The organism is Nitrospiraceae bacterium (assembly GCA_020632595.1).
Taxonomy (GTDB): Bacteria; Nitrospirota; Nitrospiria; order Nitrospirales; family UBA8639; genus Nitrospira_E.
Genome location: JACKFF010000008.1, coordinates 1 through 25,364 on the forward strand (window position 1 = coordinate 1; position 25,364 = coordinate 25,364).

The window sequence follows — 25,364 nt, forward strand, 5'->3', positions numbered from 1 at the left end:
AGTTAGCCAAACGGATGGATATTTGAGGTGAAAAGAAATATCAGAAATGTAACACTTCCCTTAGAGAACTGTTTCAGTGTAGCCCAAGCTCAATACCCACAGGAATGATGAAACGATGTCTCGCAGGCACGATTGTAATCGCTTTACACTTCTCAGCGATTTCGGCAAGGCTGAGTGCGCCAAGGAAACTGTCAAGCAAGCGCCGCCAAGCCGAGCAGTCCCCAATGTAATCGAAAGCCAGATCGATGGAGATTTCGAGAGTTGGGAAGGAGAGACGATCGTTACGCTGATAAACGGACAGATCTGGCAGCAGACGGAATACTGGTATCATTATCACTATAGCTTCATGCCATCTGTCCTAATCCACAATCAGGGTGGGTCTTATAAGATGAAAGTTGAAGGCATAGATAAGGCCGTTGGAGTCGTACAACTTAGGTAAGCCCGATCCGTTAGGTGATAGATCAAATGACTATGAACTAACACACCAAGCCAAAAAGCTTACCGAATACCCCATTCTGTTATATGGATTGGTAGTTGAGGTCCTTCCTGTCCACTTTTTGAGCAAAAATGGAATTCGCCGTTTGCTCCGTGCCTTTGGTTCAGCGCCTGCCAGCCACTTTTTTCATGGTGTGGTATACATTTGTTTACGACGCCTGCTGTCCGACCAGGTGGGCGGCCGCTCTTCTTTCCCGACGGGCCTTGTTTGAGCGGAGCGAGTTGGACTGCCCTCCCGTATCTCGCGGCCGTCCTATCTGATGAGGTCGGACTGGGCGTCAATGGTTTTGGGTCCTTTTCCCGAAAGAAAAGGACCTCGCCTGCCGGGGCGAGACCCGGCAACATTGAAAAGCGCTTGGATATAATAATTGGGGACACAAGAGCATGGGCTTCCACCGTTCAAGGGGTCATACGGATTAAGGACAGGATGGATTCCCGATAAAAAATCTCGGGATGACGGGAAAAATTCATGCAGGCTTTGGAGATGTCCAGGAAGAAGGATATTCTTTGTGACCTTACAATACCGAGGATTTATTGTTGAAAGGGGAAGCTATTGGTCGCGGTTGACCATGTAGCAGGCGGTGATGGAGAGGGATCGTTTGGCCATGCAGGCGGGGAACGGTTCAAGGTCAAGGGCCGCGGCTTCTACGTATTCCCGAGCTCGAGCAGTGGAATAGGATAGAGACCCTTGTTTCTGCATTAATTGGATGATTTTCGTGACGTCCTCATCCTCTATGGCATGTGCCAAGATCTTTTCGGTGATCCATTGGTTGTCTTGAGGGGAGCAAGTCTGGAGAAGGTGTAGTAGGGGAATGGTAATCATGCCCTGGCGAATATCCTGACCAAGGGCTTTGCCGAGCTTTGCACGGTCTGCGGAATAATCCAAGCGATCGTCAGCCAATTGGAATGCCATTCCAAGATGGTAGCCAAACCGATAGAGCGCGGCTTGTTCTTCTATCGAGGCACCTCCTACGATCGCCCCGACCTTACAGGAGGCAGCGACCAGGGCAGCTGTTTTATATTCAACAATTTTAAGATAGGCGGCCTCAGACAGGTGCGGTTGACTGTTGGCGCAGAGTTGAAGGACCTCCCCTTCTGCCATCTTTCGGCACGCATCTGCCAGGGCTTCGTTGATGCTATGGTTATGAAAGGTGGCAATCAGAGCCATGGCCTGGGAATATAAATAATCCCCTACTAGAATACTGGCTTGATTGCCCCAGATTTTTCTCGCAGTGGGTTGTCCACGTCTCAGATCGGCTTCGTCTAACACATCGTCATGTAGTAATGTGGCGGTATGGATAAATTCTACGAGACTGCCCAGCAACAAAAAATCTTTTTGAAGAAATCCACAAAGTCGGGCGCAGAGAATCAGGAGCAGGGGGCGAATGCGTTTCCCTCCGCTGGCAAAGATGTGCCCGGCGACGGTATTGATGAGTGGGGCATGCGATTCAAGGTGTGTGGTAATCTGGCTTTCAACCTCATTGAGGTCCGGCCGAAAGGCTTCCCACACATCCTCCATGGATTCCAGGTCTCTAAGGGCTGGTTCCTGATGCATGGCGGCGATACTAGGGGCTCGTCTGTGGATTGTCAAGCTGAACCACAGCTTGGAAATCAATCAGCATTTATTTGAAAACCCTCATATATGTTATGGAAATATTGCGTTGTTGAAAATAGATCGTCTTGACAGATTTTTTGACCATCCATTAATCTTGTCGTTTACAACTTTGATTTAGACTTCCCTTTTCTTCCGTCGCTCTCCGGGACCACACAACGACACCATGGCCCATAGAGACTCTATTAAGGGGTAGCGTGCCTTAATCTCCTTTTTAATGATGGCCAACAATATTTTTTTAGGTGAAACGTGAAACAGGTGATTAATCAACCAGTGTGGAATCTCCCGGGATTGCCTTCAGTTCAAGGCCTTTACCATCCAGGAAATGAGCATGATGGCTGTGGAATCGGGTTTGTGGCCCATATAAAGGGGCAAAAATCACATGACATTATAGAAAAGGCCCTGGAGGTCAACAAAAATCTCACGCATCGGGGAGCACAAGGATGTGACCCATGTACCGGTGATGGAGCAGGAATTCTCTCTCAGATACCCCACGAGTTTTTTCATCGGGTTGCCGCAGAAACCGGTGTCGATCTTCCCGAAGCCGGGGCCTATGGGGTCGGTATGGTATTTTTGCCGCAGGATGCAAGGACCAGGCAACAGTGCGAAGCCATCTTTGAAGCGATCGTACGTGAAGAGGGGCAACATTTTTTAGGGTGGCGGGATGTGCCGGCCAAAGAGGATCAAATCGGGGATCAAGCCCGCAAAACGATGCCCGCTATTCGACAGTTTTTTATAGCACGTGAATTACTGAATCCCATGCAGTTTGAACGCAAGCTGTATGTCATTCGTAAACGAATAACCCGTGCCATCCGCGAATCAGCTCTCCCCGGGAAGGAATGGGTCTATATATCCAGTTTGTCCGGAAACACGATTGTCTATAAGGGGATGCTGTTGCCGGAGCAAGTTGCACTGTTTTATCCCGATCTTGCGGATCCCACATTTACGTCGGCCTTGGCCCTGGTACATTCTCGCTTTAGTACAAACACGTTTCCGACCTGGGCCTTGGCTCATCCCTACCGCTACTCCGTCCATAATGGCGAAATTAATACTTTGAAGGGGAATGTCAATTGGATGCGGGCCCGACAAGGGAGGCTTGCCTCGGAACTGTTCGGGGATGATCTCAAAAAATTATTTCCCATCATTGATAATTCCGCGCAAAGTGATTCGGCCTGTTTGGATAACGCCATAGAATTTTTGGTAATGGCCGGCCGGTCCTTGCCTCATGCCATGATGATGCTGATTCCTGAACCATGGGTGGGGAATCCGCAAATGGATTTTGACCGGCGAGGGTTTTATGAATATCACGCGGCGGTGATGGAACCGTGGGATGGACCGGCTGCTGTGTGCTTTACCGATGGAAAGCTCGTGGGTGCCACCTTGGATCGGAATGGTCTGCGTCCCTGTCGCTATCAAATCACCAAGGATGATGTTGTGGTGCTGGGTTCAGAGGCGGGCGTGCTGCCGGCTGATCCTAAGACCATTCGTATGAAGGGACGTCTGCAACCGGGTCGCATGTTTGTCGTGGATACCGTCCAAGGACGTATTCTTGACGACGAGGAAATTAAAGCCGATATCACCAAACGTAAGCCCTATCGACAATGGTTAACGCAATATCGGGTTTCCTTAGATGAACTGCCTGAGCCACTCAATGTGCCGCAACCCGATCACCCGACGCTGCGCCAACGTCAGCAAGCCTTCGGGTTCACCGTGGAAGAGTTGAAAATGGTGTTGATCCCCATGGCCGTCACGGGGGAAGAGCCCATTTCTTCAATGGGAACGGATACTCCATTAGCTGTGTTGTCCGAACGGCCGCAACTTCTTTTTAAATATTTCAAACAATTGTTTGCGCAAGTGACGAATCCTCCTATCGACCCGATCCGTGAGCATCTGGTGATGTCTCTTGTCACCAACATCGGGCCCAAACCGAATGTCATTGCGGAGATTCCAGAGGCATGCCGAAGGATCAAATTGCAGCAACCGATCCTCAGCAATGTCGATCTGCAAAAAATTCGCATGATTGGGGACCCTCACTTTAAAAGTAAGACACTGTCATTGCTTTTTAAAGTTGCTGAAGGACCTGAAGGCATGGCGGCCGCTCTTGATCAATTATGCCAGGAAGCCTCAAAAGCCATAAGGGATGGCGAAAAGTTTCTCATTTTGAGCGATCGAGGTGTCAATGCCGAGTGGGCACCCATTCCAAGTCTATTAGGTGTTTCGGCTGTGCATCATCATCTGGTTCGAGAAGAAACCCGAACGGAGGTCGGGCTGATTCTGGAAACAGGTGAACCGCGTGATGTGCATCATTTCGCCTGTCTGATCGGTTATGGTGCCGGGGCCATCAATCCTTATTTGGTATTTGAGTCCCTCGTGGATATGGAACGGGAAGGGTATTTTCCTGAAAGCGTGGATGCGGCCACGGCCGAATCCAAGTTCATTAAGGCTGTCAATAAAGGATTGCTCAAGATATTCTCGAAGATGGGGATTTCCACAGTCCAGTCCTATTGTGGAGCTCAAATTTTTGAGGCCATTGGCCTGAATAGGAAGCTGATTGATCGGTTCTTTACCGGAACGGCTTCACGGATCGAAGGAATTGGTCTCAGTGAGGTGGGGGAAGAGACTTTGCGCCGACATGCGATGGCTTATCGTCCGGTCCCCATGCGGCAACTAGACTTTGGTGGAGAAATTCATTACCGGATTCAGGGAGAGCACCATAATTGGAATCCTGAAACCATTTACAAACTTCAGCATGCCTCGCGTGCGAATGATGCCAAAGCCTATGCGGATTTTTCAGACCTGGTGAATAAAGAGGATCAACGGCGCTCGAATCTTCGCGGACTGTTTGAGTTTAACTGGTCGGCCGAACCGGTCCCTCTTGAAGACGTGGAGCCCGCCAGCGAAATTGTAAAGCGGTTTACCACCGGTGCCATGTCGTTTGGGGCAATCAGTAAAGAAGCGCATGAGACATTGGCCATTGCCATGAATCGCATAGGCGCTAAAAGCAATACCGGGGAAGGTGGTGAGGATCCGGAACGATTTGCACCTTTGCCGAACGGCGATTCCAAAAATTCTTATATTAAGCAAGTGGCATCGGGTCGTTTTGGAGTGACCGCGCATTACCTGGTGAATGCTAAGGAGTTGCAAATTAAAATGGCCCAGGGTGCCAAGCCAGGCGAAGGCGGTCAATTGCCGGGACATAAAGTCGATGAAATTATTGCCAAACTTCGCTATTCCACGCCGGGAGTGCAACTGATCTCTCCACCCCCTCATCATGACATATATTCTATCGAAGATCTGAAACAACTCATTTTCGACCTCAAAAATTCCAACCCTGAAGCCGCGATTTCCGTGAAACTCGTGGCCGAAGTCGGAGTTGGAACGGTAGCGGCAGGGGTGGCAAAAGCGCATGCCGATAAGGTTCTCATAAGTGGAGATTCCGGAGGAACGGGAGCGTCTCCGCTATCGTCTATTAAGTACGCAGGAGTTCCCTGGGAATTAGGCCTGGCGGAAACCCATCAGACGCTCGTGCTCAATAACCTGCGTGGACGAATTCGAGTGGAAACCGACGGCCAACTAAAAACTGGCCGTGATGTGGTCATTGCAACCCTTCTGGGAGCTGAAGAGTTTGGTTTTTCCACAGCCCCCCTCATTGTTGAGGGATGCATCATGATGAGGAAATGTCATCTCAATACCTGTCCGGTGGGAGTGGCCACCCAGGATGGAGAGTTACGAAAACAATTTACGGGAAAACCAGAGCATGTTGTGAACTTTTTTATGTTTGTGGCAGAAGAGATCCGTTCCCTGATGGCAAAGCTCGGATTCAGGACTATGCGCGAGATGATCGGACGGGTGGATAAGCTTAAAGTGCAAAAAGCTGTGGATCATTGGAAAGCCAAAGGGCTGGATTTATCACCATTATTGGTGAAGCCGAATGTCGATCCTGAAGTGGCCACCTTCTGTGTGCAACCACAGGATCACGGTCTGAAAGGAATTTTGGATAATCAGTTGGTGGAATTGTGTCAATCTGCCATTGACCGGGGCGAATCTGTTTCGTTAGATCTGCCTATTCGAAATGTGAACCGGACCACCGGTACTGTTCTGTCAAGCCACATTGCACGTCGGTACGGGCCGGAAGGTCTTCCTCCCGACACGATTCGAATTAAATTTACCGGATCGGCCGGACAATCCTTTGGAGCTTTTTTGTCGAAGGGGATTACGCTGACTTTGGAAGGTGAATCGAATGACTATTTGGGAAAGGGTCTCTCTGGAGGGAAAATTATTGTAGTTCCTCCGAAAGGAGTGACGTATTTGCCGGAAGACACGATTCTGATCGGGAACACGTCTTTATATGGGGCGACTGGTGGTGAAGGGTATTTTTATGGCATTGCGGGAGAACGGTTTGCTGTTCGGAATAGTGGGGCACGGGCTGTCATCGATGGGACCGGCGACCATGGGTGTGAATATATGACCGGGGGGGTGGTGGTGGTTCTGGGGAAGACAGGACGAAATTTTGCCGCTGGGATGTCCGGAGGGGACGCTTATGTCTTGGATGAGGATGGACAATTCCCTGCACGTTGCAATATGGGCATGGTGGAATTAGAACCTGTCGTGTCATCAGAAGATCAACAGACCCTTCGTGCCATGATTGAGGCCCATTTTCGCTACACCAAAAGTGTCAATGCCAGGCGGGTTCTGGAATCGTGGGATATGATGTTGCCGAAATTTGTCAAAGTCATGCCGAGTGATTACAAACGAGTGCTGCAGGAACGGAAAACGGCTTTGGCCAAAGAGCATGCTCAACGGAAACGTGAGGCGGTGAGCCGTGGGTGATCCTCGTGGGTTTTTAAAATATAAACGGGAAGGACCCCAACGACGGCCGGTTGCGCAGCGGGTTCTCGATTGGAAGGAATTGTATGACCCATTTCCCGAGGAAAAGTTAAAAGTTCAAGGGGCCCGCTGTATGGACTGTGGGGTGCCATTTTGCCAAAGTCCCGCTGGCTGTCCTGTTGAGAATTTGATCCCGGAATGGAATGATCTCGTGCATCGAGGACGATGGAAAGACGCCCTCAAAGCGCTTCATGCGACCAATAACTTTCCTGAGTTCACCGGTCGCCTATGTCCGGCTCCATGTGAATCGGCGTGTGTGTTAGGCATTAATAGTGATCCGGTCTCCATTCGTGTCATTGAATGGAATATTATTGATAAAGGATTCGAGGAAGGTTGGGTCGAACCGGTCTTTCCGGCGGGCTCTTCCGGGAAGCGCGTTGCGATTGTCGGGTCGGGTCCGGCAGGATTGGCGGCGGCACAACAATTAGCCAGGGCGGGTCATGAAGTGACAGTTTTGGAGAAGGCTGATCGGATTGGAGGCTTGCTTCGCTATGGTATCCCGGACTTCAAAATGGAGAAGTGGGTCTTGGACCGTCGATTAGAGCAAATGCGAAAAGAGGGGGTGACGTTTCAGACTGGCGTGTGTGTGGGTGTGGACGCCACCGTTCAGGACCTCCGTCATGATTATGATGCAGTGCTACTTGCAATGGGAGCTGAGCAACCAAGAGAATTGCCCGTTCCAGGAAGAGACCTTAAAGGCGTTCATCTTGCTATGGACTATCTGACCCAGCAGAATAAGCGAGTGGCCGGGGATACCGTTCCTGAAGAGCACATATCGGCTCAAGGCAAACGAGTGGTCATTATTGGTGGTGGTGATACCGGTTCAGATTGTCTGGGAACGGCTCATCGTCAAGGGTGTCTGGAAGCCCATCAATTCGAGTTGTTGCCCCAACCGCCACCGACTCGGGCTGAGTCGACACCATGGCCCTTATGGCCGATGCAATTACGAACGTCTCATGCCCACGAGGAAGGGTGTGATCGTGAATGGAGTATTGCTACCACAAAATTTTCAGGGGAAAACGGACATCTGACTGGTTTACATGCGACCCGTGTGAATTTTGAGAATGGGAAGGTGGTTCCTGTGTCGGGGTCCGAGATCAAGATGGATGTTGACCTGGTGTTGTTGGCGATGGGGTTTGTCGGGCCGGTGAAGAACGGCCTATTGGATTCTTTTGGGCTTCAATATGATCCCCGAGGGAATGTCGCCGTTGATGAACACTTCATGACAAGTGTGGATGGGGTGTTTGCCACCGGAGACACGAAGCGGGGTGCGTCCCTGATTGTCTGGGCAATTGCAGAAGGGAGAAAGTCTGCGGCCGGCATTCACCGGTATCTCCAAGCCGGACAATCCTTCCGAGCGTCCTAATTTTATTCCCTTCCTGGTTTGCGCCTTCTTCTGCCCTTAGAAGGCTCTTTGTACTGTAAGTGGTGGGTGTAAGTGGTCCCACACCGACAATAAAGAAAAAGTCGTGAACAATGGCAACCCCGGTGCGTTCGCCACGCGGCTGTGATCGCACCTCCTTCCCATACCTCCTTGTTTTTGTATTTTCGAACTTGCCCGACGGGCATTTTTTTAATGTCACACCGGGAATTTAATCCTTCCTAGCTTCTTAGGTCTCGGAAATGAGGAAGCCGTTGAGTTTTTCAAGAGAACCATCACGTCGAGAGGCTATCCATGAAGAGTTTCTTCGCCGCGCAGGCAGGATTCCATTTCTTGGCTTCGGCTTATCGGTGGATGTGTATTCTCCTGATGTCTTTGACTTGTATCAGGAGCTTCGACGTGAGCAAATCCCTATGGGTTATCTTGAAATTTTCCATGCCGCTTCTGAAGCGTTGAAGGTGGTTCGAACTCGGCTTCCTGACATTCCCTTGGCTTACCATGCCGAGGGGGTATGGGTCACGCAACCCGATTGGGACACCGCATACAATACTCAAGAGCGATTGCGGGCAATCGCCTCTAATCTTCGAATGTTACGGGCTCTTTGGGTCAATCAAGAATGTGCGGCCAAAGAAATAGCCGGTCATTCATTTGGAACCTATTTGCCTCCTGTCTTTACGAGAGCTTCTGCCGACATTACCGCTTACCAGGCGTGGAAGGTTCAGTCTCAGCTTGATGAATGTGCTTGGGGGCCACAGGCTCACTCGCCATTGCTGCTTTTGGAGAGTCCACCATTAACCTATTTTTTGATGGGTGAAATGCCGTATGCAGAATTTTTCTCGAACATTACCGCCAAAGCGCCCTGTGGGTTAGTCTTAGATCTTGGACATGTTTGGACGGTCTATCGATATTCTGGGGCCTGGCGGAAGCAAAGCCTTGAGGCATTTTTCGAAGATTTTCTTGAGCAATTTCCCCTTGAGAGAGTGATTCAAATTCATATTGCAGGTCTGGATTGCCATCCGCATATACTCACACAAGTGGGATCAGAACGATATAAAAATCCTCCTGATTGGATTGACGCCCATGAAGCTTCCATTCCGGACGAATTACTAATGCTCTTGGCTTGGGTGATAAGGGAGCCTCGGCTACTCAATCTTAAAGGCATCGCCCTAGAAGTCGATAATAAGCAAATACCGCTCATATGCCGGGAAATGAAAACGGTATTGAAGATCGTGGAGTCTTTTGTGCCTGTGCCGGCCCGGGTGCCCTCACCCGACACAAACCTTCAAAGTGCAGCATCCTGTCGCGTGGAAAACGTTGAACCTCCTCAGGAAACTCGTGATGTATTAATCCGCCAATACAGAGAATACATGGCATTGGTCAATGAAGTTCTAAGTGGCCGGCTGGATGTCCCTAGCCAATGGGATACTGAAATGAATAAAGGGCTTCATCTATATGCAAATAAGTATTTGCCCTATGAAATTCTCTCATGGGGTGGAGATGTGAGGGTAATGTTTCCCAATGCGTGTGCTATTTTGGATCAATATGGGATTTCCTTGAAACAATTCGTGCAATTTTGGTTTGCCCATCCTCGAAGTTCTGAATCCGAATATGATTTCTTCCTGCTCAAAATTGAGGTATTTGTGGAATTTATCGAGCAGGTGTTTCCTGCGGCGAGTTCACTTGTCAGACAGGAAGCCGAGTTTCTTGCTCAAGGCTATCGCCTCGCGTCTCAGGGGCCATGGTCGTAACCACGTCGGTGCCCTGCAAAATTGGTTCTGTCTGTCAGTGACCTGATCGAAAAAAGGCGTTTTGGACCGGTCGGTTGAATGTTGGGCTGAGAGCTTCTGCTGGTTAGGAAATTAAGAGTTCTTGGCCTGGGCGGCCGTTCCTGTAGACAGGGCTTGATGAATTTCCTGAATGAGGCGTAATTCGATGTCGGTGATTTCAGATTGTTGGGCTGCGAACATCTGCCCGTTTTTGGAAAGCTTTTCAAATTCGGCACGGACCCAGATTATGGTATGATCGGAAGGTCCTTTCTCAATCGAGAGAAGGTATTGGTTGCGAAAACCTGATAGTTCCAGCGAAGGAGGAAGAGACGTTTTGCGATCAGTAATATAGACGGCCTTTTGATCTGTTTGCATGCTGGCCAGTATTGAATAGCCATTTTTTGTGAGTGCGCCTTCTATGATTTCTGAAGCCGAGGAAAAGGGAAACGGCAACTCCTGACTTTGACCGCCAATTTGATGAAGCGTCAAGGTCTTTCTCATTTGGTCTCGTTGGCTCCTGAGCCATTTGTTTTCTCCTTCCAACTTTCGATGTTCTTGTTCCAAAGTTTTAATTCTGGCTCCATCTTTTTTGGGGCTATTCACCAATTCGGCCATTTTGGCCTGTGCGTCTCGGAGTTGTTCCTGGTGGGTTAATTCTGCATCGCGTAGCTGCGATTCATAGGATTCTGCGGTTTTTCTAGATTCCTGATTCAATAAGTCGATTTGTTGCTGCATGACTTTGTTCCCCTCCTGGAGGGAATGAATAACCGACTCCAATTTAATCGCCTGTTTTTTGAGTTGAATGTTTTCTTCTTCAAGCCCGGAGTTATTTTGGGGACAACCAGTCAGCATAAGAAGAATGAGCATTCCTGCGCCAATGGATAGGACTTTGCTGCCTGGGCAAGTGAGAATATCTGGCCTCTGCTGGGATGGTAGGCAGTGCTGGAATGCTTGAGTTTTCACCGGCTCAGCATATCCGTGTAGGGAAGATTGTGTTGTGGTTGGATCAAATGGGTACCTTTTATTAGGTATTTTAGGCTTAAACGGTTCTTATTTCAAACTTCCATATTGAGGCAGGTATCAAAGAAGGGGAATTGTCTGAAATTCCAAAGTGAAATTGTGCCAATCTGCACTAGAGAAGTAATAGAGAGGTAAGTGTTCACTAAGTTTAATCCACTGTTTTATCCGTGTCGTTTAAGGAGATCCCGATGAATCAGCTCATTCGAATAACTTTCCCCGTCCCTCCACTTTCATGTAATTGTTCGATTATCGGTGACAAGGAAACTAAGCAGGCCATTGTGGTGGACCCAGGAGGAAATCCTGAACGCATACTCGGGGAAATTGATGCCCTGGGGTTCACCGTCACGTCAATTTTGCATACGCATGCTCATTTTGACCATTTCTTAGCCTCCGGTCATATTAAGCAAGCGACGGGGGCACCTCTGTGTTTGCATTCCCATGATCAAAATCTTTGGGACATGCTGGAAATTCAATGCCGAATGTTCAGCATTCCTTATGTGCCTGCCCCTCCGCCGGACCGTTGGATTAAAGAAGAATCGGAGGTGCGTGTGGGTTCCTGTTCAGGAACTGTGATCCATACTCCTGGCCATACTCCCGGGTCGGTATGCTTTTTCTTTGAAAGCCAAAATCTGGTGTTTTCCGGGGACACCTTGTTCCGTGGCGGAATTGGCAGAACCGACCTGTGGGGTGGAGATGGTCAGCTAATTGAGCGATCTATTCGCGAACGCTTGTACACCCTCAAAGAAAGTACAACCGTCATACCCGGACATGGGCCTGAATCGTCCATTGGATGGGAGCGGGAACATAATATGTTTGTGCATGGATAATTATTGCCGAATTATTGGGTTTTGATGCAGGAGAAAGACGAGTAGATGCTATCCATCTCTGTAAATTGTTGAGGTTGTTTTCGGGGCTTACTTGGAGAAGCGGACATTAACCCTTTTGGACTATTGCCGGAATGGTAAATGAAAAAATTGTAGGATGGTTTCCATCCTGGAGCCCTGTTGTATTGTAGGCCTGAAAGTTGCCGCCATCTGTGTGATCGGAATCACCATGCATTCGCATGGTTTGAGCAACGCCTCAATCAAGTGTATCCAAAATTATGGGATTGTCATTGTGGGTGAGGACAAAAAGTTGGGATTAAGAAGAAAATGGTCTTAAAAATGAATCTCTCGTCTCAAAAACTCATTTACCATGAAGGAAAGGACTTGTAATCACACGGAAATTATTGAAAAATAATCTGGTAATCGCTCACCCTCTTCTGGATTTAAAGAAAGCACTGCTTTGTTTTTATCGGTCAAGAATCGCAATGATAAAAACCTTCTTGCGTCGTAGAATGCCATGTGCTATAACCAACCCTCTCGTTGAAACTTAAACTATATAATTCAGAAAATTGGCTTGCGTTCTTAGGTAAAACTTTCATTATCAACAGCTTCTCATGAGGAGGTAGGCGATGCACAGAGTGCTTCTATCCGTCCTTTTAAGTGTAGTGTTCGTTGCGGTCAGTAGTTCAGGCGCATTTGCATTACAGTCAGGTGGTGTGGAAATTGGTGACCTTGAAACGGGGTCTGTCGTGGGCCAGCCGTTTACAAAGCTGGATGTTGATCTTGAGTTCACTGCTATGGAAATTGGTGGAAAGAAAGTCTGGTATCCCCCTACTTCAATTTTGAGTCTTGTTTCTAGTGCCACAGGTGGAAGAGCTGGACGACCCATCTTGTTCAAAGTAACCAACAATATGGATAAGGAGCATGGCTTTGAGCTTTCCGCGGATTCAGCTTTTGCCGCTCCGACGTCGATGCATATTAAGCTTGTTTTGGCTCCTGGGGAAACCAAATATATCGGTATTCCCATGAGTGATCTCACTTACGTGACGTCTAACAATTTATTGAACTACAAGTGTCAATTACATGCAGCGCATTTGGGTGGACAATTATTGATTCTGACCAAGTAGGCATTGCGTATATAAAAAAGCCCCATCCTTATTACAGGATGGGGCTTTTTTAATGACTGAATTTCTCTTTTTTTACTATACTTCCTCATCATTCTGGCAATCCACGTTAGCATTCAACGGAATTTTTTGAGCCGCAAGAAGTTCTCCTCCTACCACCAACAATAAAAACCGACTTTCCGTCGGTTCATCCTCCGGTAAATTCCTGACACTGGTGTTGAGATCGACGATCATTTCTTCCGCAGACTCTTTTGATGTGTTGTTAATAACCCAGAAGTAGTGGCTACCTTTGGGGTAGAGATTAGAGACAAACCGGTCGATAGCGCTGGAAATCGATGGGGAAGCGGAAATGCTGGTAGAGGAAAATAAAACTAAAGAAAGCACGAGAATTAATTTTGGGAGGTAGCGCATACGAGGCCTCCATGGCATGGGGTAAAGGTTTTCTTGGGGGGGGATGTGGTTAGAAGGTTCTTTTCTCCATCCTTTCTATGGCTGAAATCATATCAGCTTACATGATATCTTATCGTGGGTGTGTTATTTGAGCAAATCGCCAAATAATACAAATGTGTTTGCCTGGAGCAAAAGCAGGATTGAGGCAAAAGGGTTTTTAGGAAAATAAGGATATATGGAGAATAATGTTGTCTTTTTTGCAAGGTAAAGGTGTCCCTAGTAAAAAGCGAATCGTTTTTCTTCTGGTAATGGCGTTATTTCTGATTTCCGGGGCCCTATTGTTTAATGCCCCGGAACAGACACAAGTCATCAATGTAAATTTCCCCGGCGGTGGGGTGTTGAAAGCGGAGGTTGCCGATACACCGGAAAAACTTTTATTCGGCTTGGCATTTAGAAATGTTCTCCCTCCTGGCGAGGGAATGATTTATATTTTTGAAAATTCCGGTCTCCATCGGGTCTGGACAAAAGAGTTTCAATTTCCTGTTGATGTGATTTGGGTTGATGAGAGTAAGGTTGTCGTGCATATAGTTAAAGGGGCTCTTCCTTGCAATGAAAGGCAGTGCCCCTGGTATGGGCCCCCGCCTCAAGATGCACGTTATATTGTGGAAGCCAATGCTGGGTTTGTGGATCAGGCCAAAGTTCAGGTAGGGGCACAGGTCACCTTTACATTGCTTGTCTCTTAAAGATGAAACGGCTATGAATGATTCAGATTTTGAGCATAGTATGGACTGCGGGGTAGATGAACCGCTGAGTCCTAAAGAGGGATTTGTTTATGTTGGGAAGCTGGAGGATATCTCCAAAGGAAAGGGGCGCGTATTCAAAATCGACGGGAAAAGTGTAGCTGTTTTTCGCGTTGATGATCGTTGCTTTGCTATTAATGATATCTGTCCGCACCAGGGGGCCTCTCTGGGGAAGGGCCGATTAAAGGGTTTTCTGGTTTCTTGTCCGTGGCATCATCAACAATTTGACATTCGTTCGGGATTTGGTCCAGATGGGGGAGGCTATTGTGTGGTCAACTATGACGTAGTGGTTGATAAGGGGAATGTGTTTGTTTGTTTAAGAAAACGTGATTGGTTGACAGGAGAATAGTGGCTTTATCTGGCGGAGTATGACCGTAGTTTTTGTCAAGGTGAGAGCATGAATGTAGATCAAGTTCAAACAAAAGCGATTAAGGTTTTCCAATCGGACACATTTATGGTGCATTTATGGGAAGATCGGACCCGCGGGGAACAGTGGGTGCCAAGTTATGACCCCAAAGTGCTGGGATTAGTGGGAGATGAGTTTCTTCGAACGGTCAGTAACAATGCGGTAGATTCCGGTCAGCGATCATTTGAATTTCGGGCGTTGGAACCTGGAACACATTATTTGGAGTTTAGTAAAAGAATGGCATGGAAGTTTACAGCAGAAGATCGACGGATTTTTAGGGTCATCGTCTCCCCTCTGCCTTCCTGAATGAAATTAGGGTATGTCGGATATCGGGTATCTCAATGGGCGCTTCTCTCCATTGGATGAGATTAGGATCTCTCCTGATGATCGTGGATTCCTATTTGGGGATGGCATCTATGAAGTGATTCGTGCCTACCATGGGGTTCCTGCTTTTTGGAGTGAGCATTTTAACAGGCTGGTTAGGAGTGCTAAAGAAATCCGGATCAACTTTTCTTTAGAGCCACCCCAATTTCTTCGTCTCCTTCTTTCTGGCCTTCAGCAGAGTGGATATCAAGAAGGAAAAATCTATATTCAGGTGACCAGAGGTGTTGCTCCGCGTGAGCATACTTTCCCTTCTACCGGTGAACCTACAATCTTTTTGGCATTTCGGAATATGGTTGGATTGCCAACCGAAGTTTTCCAGCAGGGGGTAAGTGTTATTACCCTTCCTGATACTCGATGGCATCGCTGTGATATTAAAAGCCTTAATTTGCTTCCGAATGTCCTGGCCAAGCAAAAGGCCCGTGAGGCCGATGCCTTTGAGGGGATTTTTGTAAGAGATGGACAGGTGACTGAGGGGGCTACGAGTAATATTTTTGTGGTGAAAAATGGCCTACTTATTACGCCGGAAAGAAATCATTTAGTCCTGGCTGGTGTGACACAGCAACAGGTGGCGACCTTAGCTCAGGCAAAAGGTTTGGACGTCCAATTTCGACCAATTCATATTTCAGAGGTCCTGCAATCTGACGAAGTCTTTCTGGTAGGCACAACAATTGAGGTTTTGCCTGTTATTCAGGTGAATGGACACCTTATACAGGATGGAAAGCCAGGCCCCATTTCCACTGCTCTACAGAAGGATTTTTCCTCGTATGTTGCAGGGCTCACCTTGTCGTAGCTTTGTAAAACCGGAAATTTAAAAGGCTGGGGTGAATTATTGTCCGTTAATCGGTGACAATTTGTCTATTTCCCAACATTCATTTTAGCAATGCCATTTTTTAGAGTAGTTGTGATATATGCAATGAAATCAAACTCATATCTTTCAGACTTGACAGCCTCAATCGATTGGATTACCTTTTGCGCTTGCCAATATTTTCATGGAATAGTATCGACTGTTTGAGTTTGTAGAATACGTATTTGGTTTGTCAGTTTATTTCACATTAAGGAGGCCGGTCCATGTTTCACATGAAATCAAGGAAAGCGATCACCACACTTTCCATTGGATTGTTAGTCGGAGGGTCCAGTTTTTTGTCAGGAGGAACCCTCCTGGCAGAAGAAAATCAGGACAAAGTTATTCATACCACGGGAATGGTTCATCAAGAGTCTCCTGAATGGGCGGAGCGTTTGAAAGGCCAGACCATTATGGAGGACACCAAGGAAGGCCGACCCAATCGAGCGGCCATGGTGGAACGCCAACATGATCGGGTCATGCTAAGAATGGAAAGAGAGTCCGGCGCTCAACATGGTGGTGACCATACGGCTACCGGTTTTTACAACACGATGACCAATATGCACCAATATGGGGCCGGAGGCCAGGATTTACTTTTGGCATCTGATCGTAATGTGGAGCCTGTGGCAGCGAGTGGTGGAAATTGTCCTTCAACTGCCCCTGTCAGGCATTATGATATTTCGGCCATCAATGCCGAGATTACCCTCAATCAATGGCTTGATTACTATCCTGGCTATATGTATGTGCTGACCGAAAATATCGATAAGGTGCGGGAAGAGGAAGCCAAGAATGCTGAAGCGAGAGAGGTGGATGGCCATGGTGACCCTGGCGCGGTTACTAACGGTCTTCAGGATCAATGGATCCAACCTTTGGTGATCAGAGGAAATCAAGGGGATTGCGTGAAATTCACCTTCCGAAACCAACTTGAGTTTGGTGAGGAGGCCAGTCTTCACATCCATGGGTCGAATATGGTTATCAGCAAGACTGGGCAGCCTGCGACGACAACCAATCGTGATACGGTGGCTGAAGAAGGTCAGGTCGTCGAGATGGAATGGTACATCCATCCGGACACCCAGGAGGGTGGTCGACAATTTCATACATTTAGTAATGATCGAGAATTGACGGTCATGGGTCTTATGGGGACATTTGTGGTTGAACCACATGGTTCCGAATATTTGAACCCATTGGGAAACGGAGACCCGACCCCAATGGCCAGCGGATGGCAAGCCATTATCAAAAATGGGACGGGACCTGATTTTCGTGAGTTCGTGCTGATTTATCATGAGGTGGGTGACGAAGCGTTTCGTCCCGTAAACAAGCATGGTGATTTCTTACCCCAACGGGATCCTCTCACTGATGCCTATCGGCCAGGAGCGCGGGCTCTGAATTATCGGAGTGAGCCATTTGGTATCAACAACATGCATGTGCAGCATGAATATTTCGGGTTTGAAGACGAATCCATGGGATATAGTTCCTACACCTTTGGTGATGCCCCAACGACGATCCCTCGATCCTATCTTGGGGATCCGGCCAAGTTCAGGTTGGTTCACGGAGGGTCTGAGGTATTCCATTCCCACCATCCACATGGGGGAACGATCAGATGGCCAAGAAGCCCACGGGCGATTGATCAAATGCCGATGTGGCATGCCTCAAAAAATGGTCCGGTTAAATATCCGGTTATCAGGACAAAAACTGACCGGGTTGATGTCGAGGTGATTGGGCCATCAGAAGCGTTGGATTTGGAGACGGAATGTGGGTCTGGCTTATGCCAACAACTGGCGGGTGATTTCTTGTTCCACTGCCATGTCGCCCATCATTACGTTGCAGGAATGTGGGGGTATTGGCGGGTTTATAATACTCTGCAAACAGACGACAACCGTACGGATGTCATGCCAAACCTCAGAGAGTTGCCTGATAGAAAAGGACGGATGCAGGTGGGTGTCACTTCAGATCAATTGATTGGTAAAACCGTCGATTGGTTTGGGAAAACATTTACCATCGTGGAAAAAGGAAAGAGCAATTGGAAATCGAACCCGGCGGTCATCAATATCAAAGAATGGGTGGAAATTCAGTTGCCGGCCCAAGGGAAACCTGGTCATAAAGACGACGAAAAGGGCCAAATTATTTCCTATGATGCGACGGTACTGGATTGGGCATGGGATGGTAATAAGGCCATGTCTGAGAAAGAGAGCACAATCGAGAATCCAAAATACCATTCGCCAACCCCGGGAAAACGGCGCCCAATTCTGTTTGAGCCAAGGACGGGGAAGGTATCTTGGCCGCATCTGACTCCACATTTCGGTAAACGGGTCATGTTCCCACCAAATCATAATCCGGCCCCATGGTTGGAAATGATTCATCAAGATGAAAATGGTCTACGAACCTCTGAGCCTGCCAAACCAGGAGAAAATGGCCGGTGGAGTTTATGCCCGGAGAATGCGGGACGAAAATATTACAACATTCATTTCATCAATACTCCCATTGAAATGGCCGGGGCCCAGGGTAAGGAAGCTCCTGTCATTGATCCTTACGGATTGATTTATGTCCTCCATGAAGAGGAAGAGGAAGTACGAAAAAATAATGACAAAAAATTACCGTTGGTGTTTCGTGCCAATGTCTATGATTGTGTGGACTATACGCTGACCAGCGAATGGTTGGATGACGATTTTACAAATTTTCAATCATCTAAAATTAACATTCATCCTCATTTCCTTCAATTTGACAACCAGGCATCGGATGGAGTGATTACCGGTTTTTCCTACGAGCAGTCGGTCCGTCCATTTACCATGTTGGAGAAAAAGACCAAAAAAGGCTTGCCCGTCCCCATGAATACCGTTTTGACGGGCAAAGCAAAAAAGGGCGATTCCAGCATTAAGGTTAAAAATGCAGCACAATACCATGTCAATACGGAATTACTGGTCGGCGCCGATAATGTTAAAGGCAACGAGATTCGACGCATCAAATCGATCAAAGGGGACACCATTTCCTTTGTTCGACCCCTGCAGCATGATCATCCAGCAGGGGATATCGTGACCGTGGAATTTGTTCGCTCACGACTTTGGGCGGATGCTGACGTGGGAACGGTATTTTGGCATGATCATGCCTTCGGTGCCACCACGTGGCCACATGGTGGATTCGGCACATTAGTTGTGGAACCGGTTGGATCAACCTACCATGATCCTAAGACTGGAAAGCTTGTCAGGAGCGGGCCCATCGCGGACATCCATACGGTAGAACCGGTCGGGTATGGTGTTGATAATAGTTTCCGGGAAATGGTGGTCCAAGTTCATGATACCGTTCCGCATACGGTTAATATTGTGACGGCTGGTAACCCACCTGGACAGCCGGTCGAAGTAGCCCTGGAAGCAGGCAAAACGGTGTCATTTATGATGCCGGAAAAAATTCTCATGACCCCAATGCCCTTCCTCAACGGAGGGACGCATACGACGGGAAGCGGTCTCAATTTCAGGGCAGAACCCATTGCCCAACGTTTAGCCGTGAATCCTGATGCTTCCAAAATATTCAGTAGCGCTGAACATGGTGATCCGGACACGCCGTTATTAAGGGCGTACCTGGGAGATACCGTGGTTTTCCGTCTTTTGCATACCCTCATGAATGAAACGATGACCTGGACATTATCAGGGCACACGTTCTTGAGTGAGCGATATGCCGGGGATGCCAATAGAAAAAATTCCATGCATATTGGTATTGCCGAGCGATATGATTTAGTGGTTCCAAAGGCAGGCGGTCCACGTCTGCAACCTGGAGACTATATTCATTTTAATGGACGGTCTTCCAAATTCTCCGAGGGAGGTTGGGGAATCCTTCGAGTCTTGGATAAGGAAACGGCCGATCTGAAACCGCTTCCGTCAGGGTATTCAGGTCGAAATGAGATTCCCAAGCCCCTTCCTGTTTGTCCTGAAGAGGCTCCGGTGAAATCATTTAATGTGGTTGCCATGGACTTTCCGGGGATGAGTTTTAATCCTAATTCTCCGGAATCCATTGAGATCGACTTTGAAAGAACCATCGAGCTGAGGAATCCTGAGGGCAAAATCTACGTCCTTGAGGATGAGGTCACTAAAGTAGCAGGGGATTACCATCCGATGCCATTGACCATTCGAGCAAACGTTGGAGATTGCATCAAAGTGAATCTCAAAAATAAAATGAAGGAGAGCCGGGCATCGTTCTCCGCAATTTCATTGGCCTTTAATCCCAAAGATTCATTGGGGGCCAACGTTGGAAATAACCCTGGGGATCAAACGATTGCCCCAGGTGAATCAAAGACCTATACCTATTATGCTGATCCTTTTAACGGGGAGATTTCATCTCTGGTATGGGATTGGGGAAATGTGATGTTAAACCCGCGAAACGGTTTGTTCGGGGCAGTCATCATCGGACCGAAAGGGTCTCAATACCGGGATCCAAAGACAGGTGCCGACATTTCTCTTAAAAATAGCTGGGAAGCGGATGTGATTGTTGATCGGACCATTCCTGGTCAAGAACACCGCCGAAATTACCGTGATGTAGCTTTACTCTTCCAAGATGAAGACAACATCATCGGTACCAGCTTTATGCCGTATGTTCAGAATGTGGCCGGGCTGACCGGGGTCAATTATCGCTCTGAACCCTATCTTCATAGAGAAGAGGCCGGCTGTACGCTTGGGCGCATGTTCCAACCCTGTGAGGTGGATAATCCACAAGATCCGGTAACCCCAATTATACACGCACATGCCGGGGATCCTGTGAGGATTCACGTTTTTGGTGCGAATAGCGAACAAAACGGGATGTTTAGCGTGGAAAAGCATGAATGGCCGATCGAACCATTCATGCCCGGAGCCGACCAAATCAGTGTGGTCGAATTCGCCGGATCGGAAACCATCGATGTATTTATTCCTTCCGCTGGAGGGCGTGATATGCTTGCCGCAGATTATGTCTGGAATAATCAGCGCTTGCCTTACTCCCAATCGGGTCAATGGGGGTATTTGAGGGTCCTACCTAAAAATGACCAACGGATCCTGCCTCTGGAAAGAGGTGCCAGCGATGTCAAGCAAGCTTCGATCGACGGGGTGGAGACTGGCAGGGTGTTGCCAGTGGTAGCTAAATAGCTAGTTTCACCATCCAGGTTTTCAGAATGGGGGATTCGTAAGAATCCCCCATTTTTTTTAGGTGAATTAAAACGAACGTCTTTAAAGCTAGGTAAATTAAATTTTTATTTTAATGAGATTTGAAAATGTCATTGGAACACTTGGTATAATGACAATTTGCAAGCCTTTTTCATGTTAGGGATATTCGATTGACCTATCGTTTTTTGAATTAATTTATATTGACCATGGATTAAACTGATTAAGGCAATGCAGTGAGGCCGATTATGGTCGTTGCATCAGACGCCTTGACCTCACAAAAGGGTGAAGTTACGATTCGGTCCATTCAATGACCATACTGAAATACAAAACTTGGGGTTCCCAGCAAATGCCTTCTTTCCCGAACGACACAAAGAGATCAGAGCTTGTCGTTGGGATGGTGAATTCTCCAATTTTTCCATCAGTGGCGTCTTAGTCGTCGGATTAATTTGGAGGTGTTTATGTGTGAAAGAGAGAGCAGAAAGTGTCTTGGGGTAATGGGTCTGATGGTGGCCGGTTTTATTTTTATGTCCGGGATGAAGGTATGGGCACTGGACGTGTCTGATATTCGGCCGGAGTGGACGGAAGAGGGCAAGAGGTTGGCTTTGCAACGGATTCAATGGCCTACCAAAGAAAAGAGAGTGGTAATTCCAGCCGGATGGTTTACCATGGGAAGTAATAAAAAAATAGACAGGAAGGCCTACCGGCCTGAAATGCCTCAACACCAGGTGTATCTGGATGCTTTTGAAATTGATGCCTATGAAGTTACCGCTTTGGAGTATTTGCGTTTTGTCGTAGACACTGGCCGTCCGCCATTGCCTGACTGGAAATTTGACGGGGGAAACTTTCAGGAGAGTATGGCCCATCATCCCGTGATGCATGTCACCTGGTATGAAGCAGATGCCTATTGCCGCTGGGCCGGCAAGCGGCTCCCTACGGAAGCAGAATGGGAAAAAGCGGCCAGGGGAACGGATGGACGAATTTATCCGTGGGGGAATACGCCGGCAGGCCTGACACGTGCCAATTTTGGGAGATCGGGTATATCCGGTCCGGTCCGTGATCGTCCCGAGCGGTTGCTCCTATATCCACCTATTATTTCTGTTGATAAGTATGAAATCGGAGTAAGTCCCTATAATGTTTTCCAAATGGCAGGGAATGTCGCTGAATGGGTGAACGATTGGTACGATCCGGCCTACTATCAGACGGCTCCGGACCGAAACCCTCAAGGCCCGTCTACCGGTGAACACCGGGTATTTCGTGGTGGAGGATGGATGGACAGTACTCCGACCGTACGGACAGCCCAGCGCAATGGAACAGCTCCCGAGACACAAGCCAACTGGCTTGGCTTTCGGTGTGCTGCCGGATTGAAAAAAGATCTTACCCATTCAATCCCAGCTCCTTGAAAGTAAATAGTGAATGTATGCTTGTTTCTGAGCTGGGTTCCATTCATTTTTTATAAAAATTATTTATTCTTATAAATCTCCTTCTCTTCGAGGGAGTGCACTGTACGAGTTTTAGAGGGTTTGAGTGATCAAAAACGCTCAGAGTTGAATTTCGGACGACCCTAATGTGTTAGGGTAACAAGTGAAGAGCGATATCACACAAAAAAGTCCCCCATACTCTTTTGAGTTGTTCGGAAAAAATTTTAAAGGCTTGAGTGTGTGTCGTAGCATGTGATTTTTGGTGCTTTCCGCTTATAGAATTTTTGGGAAGCAGACAGAAATTACACATAGCTATTTAATGGTGGGCAGTGATTGGAAGGAGGGAATTGGAATGAGGATGAGGGTCATGGTGATCGTGATGTTCCTGATGAATGTGTCATCCATGGGGTTGGCCTATCAGGAAAGCCCGGTCAGCAATGGAGGGGCAATTCAAGGCCATGTTCGCATTCTTGGGGAACGCCCAAGACCGATGGCGTTTAATCTCGTTACGATCCCGGATGCCGTCTATTGCGGAAGAATTTCTACCGGAACCGGGTGGCGCATTGTTGAAGATTTTATTATTGGGCCCCAGGGGTCGCTAAAGGATGCGGTGGTGATGGTGAAAGGGGTAGAGAAAGGCAAACCGTTTTCTTTGCCAAAGGTTGAGGTTGAAGCCATTGATTGTGATTTTTTGCCTTTTGTTAATGTGTTACGCGACCAGGATGAAATTACCGTGATCAATATGGATCCGGTAGAACATGATATCCAGGGGTATGAAACGGCCAGAGAACGAGGTGCCAGGGTCTTGTTTAATCGTCCCTTGCCCATGAATCCCTTTCATAATGTGGTTGGTATGTTTGGAAAAAACGTCCATACCCATCTACCCGGAAAACCGATGATTGAAAAAATTCATTTGCGAAAAGGACGGGATGTATTTGTCATGCAATGTGGTTTTCATCCCTATATGTTTTCATGGGGATTAGTGGTGGATAATCCCTATTATTCGATTTCCAAAGAGGATGGAGCCTACGACATTCGCGACATTCCGGCAGGAGAATATCAAGTGACTGTCTGGCACCCTGGTATGAAGTCCTATTTAGAAAAAACCGTTCGTGTGGAATCGGGAAAAACGCTGACATTGGATTTCCAATATGAGTCTCCCCAAGGGCGGAGAAGCGTGCATGAAATGCAGGAGAATCCGCATTTTGGACTGGAGATGCTTGGAGAGGGCGTTGAGATTATCCCGTCGTTACGACGGCAGGTTCCCTGAGGGAATGAGGTGATCATGAATAAAAATCGAATAGTAAAAATTGTGGTCATAAGTCTGCTCTGGATCAACAGTTCGACCGCTTTCGCTTATGAAGTGATTGACGTTACGGAAGGGGGCACTATTGTTGGTACGGTGACCCTCAAGGGCATTCCGCCCTCTCCTAAAGCGTATAATCTCGTGACGTTCCCTGATCCAGAGTATTGCGGCCGCATTTCTGACGGTCAGGGTTGGCGGCTACTTAAGGATTTTGTGGTAAATGATAACAACCAACTTCAAGGCGTCGTGATGGTGGTTGAAGGCGTGAATGCCGGAAAACCTTTTTCCCTTTCTATTCCGAAGGTGGAAGCCCGGGACTGTCAATTTCTCCCATTTACGACGGTGGTGCGTAACGGGCATGGGATTGAAGTGGTGAATATGGATCCGGTCATGCATGATATTCAGGCCTATGAGACGTCGTTGAGCCAAGGGACACGGGTGTTATTTAATTCTCCTCTGCCCTTTAATTCTCGACATCAACGAGAGAATATCCATGCGACGCATGAGCATCTGCCTGGGCAATCTTTGGTTCATCAATTTCAACTGAGCAAGGGACGAAAAACTTTTGTGATGCAGTGCGGGTTCCACGCTTACATGGAAAGCTGGGCCGTTGCGGTGGATAATCCCTATTTCAGCTTTACTAATGAAAAGGGAGAGTATGTCATTTCATCACTCCCGCCTGGAAGTTATCGTATTCGGGCCTGGCATCCAAGTGTCAAACATGAGCAGGTTTATGAATTTTCGGTGGAACCCAACCAAACCGTGCGGAGGGATTTTTCCTTGGAGTCTCCCGTGGGTCGTTGGACACCACATACCATTCAGACCCCGGCTCGATTTACCGCCGGTGCCCTGGGCCATCCTGTTTTGATAGAGCCGCTGGTTGAACACCAAAGGCCATGAAATGGATAGACTTCTTCCTCCTTCTCTCCCGCACTTGTGATAAAACGTTTGCAGGGCTCGTTGTTTGTGCCATTTTTGGAACGGTGGCTTGGTTCCCGTTACCCTGGGGCTTTGCCGGCTCTTCCAATTTTCCCCTCAATGGTCCCGCAGAATTTTCGGCGAGACTGATATGGAAAACCGGAGGACGAACCGCCAATGCCCAGTTATTTGTAAAAAATGACCGGTATCGAATTGAACCGTCAGGGGGAATACGAACAGAGTTAGGCTATGCAAGTGTCCTCATTATTCGATTGGATGAACAAAAAATCTGGTATGTGTTTTCGCAACGCCGAATAATTGTGAGCGTTCCCTTAACTCTGGATTATTTGTTACCATTTTCCATTAAGTTGGAAGGAGAAACGAGTCGAACGGTTATTGGGGAATCCATGGTAGGCGATCAACCAGCCCTGCTCTATGACGTGGAGGTCAAAGCTCGGTCTGGCCAACTGGAACGTTACTTCGAATGGGTGGATCCTCAACGAGGGGTTCTCTTGAAACTCTTAAGTCAGGATCGTGATTGGTTTGTGGAATATCATCATGTGGTAATTTCTTCGCAACCCGATTATTACTTTGACGCGCCTTTGGGCTATCGAATTATTGAGGCTCAGGAAGCCCCGGTTCCGAGAGGGTAGAAATATGATATGGCTA

17 protein-coding genes and 1 pseudogene are annotated in these 25,364 nt (G+C 47.9%); 15 read left to right on the forward strand and 3 right to left on the reverse strand.

The window, feature by feature from the left end; genetic code table 11:
• Positions 1-115: 115 nt before the first annotated feature.
• Complete coding sequence (locus H6750_14245) at positions 116-439, forward strand: hypothetical protein (protein MCB9775468.1); 324 nt, start codon at positions 116-118, stop codon at positions 437-439.
• A 606-nt stretch (positions 440-1,045) separates the two neighbouring features.
• On the opposite strand, the gene H6750_14250 is transcribed toward H6750_14245, so the two are convergent.
• Positions 1,046-2,050: a polyprenyl synthetase family protein gene (locus H6750_14250; protein MCB9775469.1), complete on the reverse strand. Its 1,005-nt coding sequence runs from the start codon at positions 2,048-2,050 to the stop codon at positions 1,046-1,048.
• A gap of 330 nt (positions 2,051-2,380) precedes the next feature.
• Here H6750_14250 and gltB point away from each other — a divergent pair, with 330 nt between their 5' ends.
• The 3 genes from gltB to H6750_14265 all read left to right on the forward strand — a co-directional run bounded on the left by gltB (position 2,381) and on the right by H6750_14265 (position 10,123).
• Positions 2,381-6,937 (forward strand): glutamate synthase large subunit, encoded by a 4,557-nt coding sequence (gltB, locus tag H6750_14255; GenBank protein ID MCB9775470.1) that lies wholly within the window; start codon positions 2,381-2,383, stop codon positions 6,935-6,937.
• Entirely contained in the window at positions 6,930-8,360 is a 1,431-nt protein-coding gene (locus H6750_14260; GenBank protein MCB9775471.1) for a glutamate synthase subunit beta, read from the forward strand. Before gltB ends, H6750_14260 begins: the two co-directional genes overlap by 8 nt.
• A 269-nt stretch (positions 8,361-8,629) precedes the next feature.
• A complete protein-coding gene (locus tag H6750_14265) occupies positions 8,630-10,123 on the forward strand; it encodes a DUF692 family protein (protein MCB9775472.1) in 1,494 nt (497 codons plus the stop codon).
• Positions 10,124-10,234: 111 nt separating this feature from the next.
• On the opposite strand, the gene H6750_14270 is transcribed toward H6750_14265, so the two are convergent.
• On the reverse strand, positions 10,235-10,993 hold the full coding sequence (locus H6750_14270; GenBank protein MCB9775473.1) for a hypothetical protein: 759 nt from the start codon (positions 10,991-10,993) through the stop codon (positions 10,235-10,237).
• A gap of 356 nt (positions 10,994-11,349) precedes the next feature.
• Here H6750_14270 and H6750_14275 point away from each other — a divergent pair, with 356 nt between their 5' ends.
• Both H6750_14275 and H6750_14280 read left to right on the forward strand, forming a co-directional pair.
• Positions 11,350-11,988 carry an MBL fold metallo-hydrolase gene (locus H6750_14275; GenBank protein MCB9775474.1) on the forward strand — a complete coding sequence of 213 codons (639 nt, stop codon included), beginning with the start codon at positions 11,350-11,352 and terminating at the stop codon, positions 11,986-11,988.
• Positions 11,989-12,614: 626 nt separating this feature from the next.
• The gene (locus tag H6750_14280; protein ID MCB9775475.1) at positions 12,615-13,112 is read left to right on the forward strand and encodes a hypothetical protein; all 498 of its coding nucleotides are present in this window, start codon (positions 12,615-12,617) and stop codon (positions 13,110-13,112) included.
• A gap of 75 nt (positions 13,113-13,187) precedes the next feature.
• Here the strand turns inward: H6750_14280 and H6750_14285 are convergent, their stop codons facing one another.
• Positions 13,188-13,520, reverse strand: coding sequence for a hypothetical protein (locus H6750_14285; GenBank protein MCB9775476.1), 333 nt, complete (start codon positions 13,518-13,520; stop codon positions 13,188-13,190).
• 224 nt (positions 13,521-13,744) lie between these two features.
• Here H6750_14285 and H6750_14290 point away from each other — a divergent pair, with 224 nt between their 5' ends.
• The 9 genes and pseudogenes from H6750_14290 (at position 13,745) to H6750_14330 (ending at position 25,348) form a co-directional block, all read left to right on the forward strand.
• Positions 13,745-14,242 (forward strand): DUF192 domain-containing protein, encoded by a 498-nt coding sequence (locus H6750_14290; protein MCB9775477.1) that lies wholly within the window; start codon positions 13,745-13,747, stop codon positions 14,240-14,242.
• Between the two features lie 13 nt (positions 14,243-14,255).
• Entirely contained in the window at positions 14,256-14,648 is a 393-nt protein-coding gene (locus H6750_14295; GenBank protein ID MCB9775478.1) for a Rieske 2Fe-2S domain-containing protein, read from the forward strand.
• 48 nt (positions 14,649-14,696) lie between these two features.
• Positions 14,697-15,011, forward strand: coding sequence for a protease inhibitor I42 family protein (locus H6750_14300; GenBank protein ID MCB9775479.1), 315 nt, complete (start codon positions 14,697-14,699; stop codon positions 15,009-15,011).
• Positions 15,012-15,024: 13 nt separating this feature from the next.
• On the forward strand, positions 15,025-15,879 hold the full coding sequence (gene dat / locus H6750_14305) for a D-amino-acid transaminase (protein ID MCB9775480.1): 855 nt from the start codon (positions 15,025-15,027) through the stop codon (positions 15,877-15,879).
• A 404-nt stretch (positions 15,880-16,283) separates the two neighbouring features.
• A pseudogene (locus H6750_14310) lies at positions 16,284-21,035 on the forward strand (hypothetical protein).
• Between the two features lie 476 nt (positions 21,036-21,511).
• Entirely contained in the window at positions 21,512-22,453 is a 942-nt protein-coding gene (locus H6750_14315) for an SUMF1/EgtB/PvdO family nonheme iron enzyme (protein MCB9775481.1), read from the forward strand.
• A 370-nt stretch (positions 22,454-22,823) separates the two neighbouring features.
• On the forward strand, positions 22,824-23,741 hold the full coding sequence (locus H6750_14320; protein MCB9775482.1) for a carboxypeptidase regulatory-like domain-containing protein: 918 nt from the start codon (positions 22,824-22,826) through the stop codon (positions 23,739-23,741).
• 15 nt (positions 23,742-23,756) lie between these two features.
• On the forward strand, positions 23,757-24,677 hold the full coding sequence (locus tag H6750_14325) for a carboxypeptidase regulatory-like domain-containing protein (protein ID MCB9775483.1): 921 nt from the start codon (positions 23,757-23,759) through the stop codon (positions 24,675-24,677).
• An 83-nt stretch (positions 24,678-24,760) separates the two neighbouring features.
• Positions 24,761-25,348, forward strand: a complete 588-nt coding sequence (locus H6750_14330) for a hypothetical protein (protein MCB9775484.1) — start codon at positions 24,761-24,763, stop codon at positions 25,346-25,348.
• Positions 25,349-25,364 lie beyond the last annotated feature (16 nt).

What these genes read in the sequence shown, in the direction of transcription:
- H6750_14275 (MCB9775474.1), top strand. Translation starts at nt 11,350, where the DNA reads ATGAATCAGCTCATTCGAATAACTTTCCCCGTCCCTCCACTTTCATGT.
- H6750_14245 (MCB9775468.1), top strand. Translation starts at nt 116, where the DNA reads ATGTCTCGCAGGCACGATTGTAATCGCTTTACACTTCTCAGCGATTTC.
- H6750_14280 (MCB9775475.1), top strand. Translation starts at nt 12,615, where the DNA reads ATGCACAGAGTGCTTCTATCCGTCCTTTTAAGTGTAGTGTTCGTTGCG.
- dat (MCB9775480.1), top strand. Translation starts at nt 15,025, where the DNA reads ATGTCGGATATCGGGTATCTCAATGGGCGCTTCTCTCCATTGGATGAG.
- H6750_14315 (MCB9775481.1), top strand. Translation starts at nt 21,512, where the DNA reads ATGTGTGAAAGAGAGAGCAGAAAGTGTCTTGGGGTAATGGGTCTGATG.
- H6750_14270 (MCB9775473.1), bottom strand. Translation starts at nt 10,993, where the DNA reads ATGCTGACTGGTTGTCCCCAAAATAACTCCGGGCTTGAAGAAGAAAAC.
- H6750_14320 (MCB9775482.1), top strand. Translation starts at nt 22,824, where the DNA reads ATGAGGATGAGGGTCATGGTGATCGTGATGTTCCTGATGAATGTGTCA.
- H6750_14285 (MCB9775476.1), bottom strand. Translation starts at nt 13,520, where the DNA reads ATGCGCTACCTCCCAAAATTAATTCTCGTGCTTTCTTTAGTTTTATTT.
- H6750_14325 (MCB9775483.1), top strand. Translation starts at nt 23,757, where the DNA reads ATGAATAAAAATCGAATAGTAAAAATTGTGGTCATAAGTCTGCTCTGG.
- H6750_14300 (MCB9775479.1), top strand. Translation starts at nt 14,697, where the DNA reads ATGAATGTAGATCAAGTTCAAACAAAAGCGATTAAGGTTTTCCAATCG.
- H6750_14290 (MCB9775477.1), top strand. Translation starts at nt 13,745, where the DNA reads ATGTTGTCTTTTTTGCAAGGTAAAGGTGTCCCTAGTAAAAAGCGAATC.
- H6750_14250 (MCB9775469.1), bottom strand. Translation starts at nt 2,050, where the DNA reads ATGCATCAGGAACCAGCCCTTAGAGACCTGGAATCCATGGAGGATGTG.
- H6750_14295 (MCB9775478.1), top strand. Translation starts at nt 14,256, where the DNA reads ATGAATGATTCAGATTTTGAGCATAGTATGGACTGCGGGGTAGATGAA.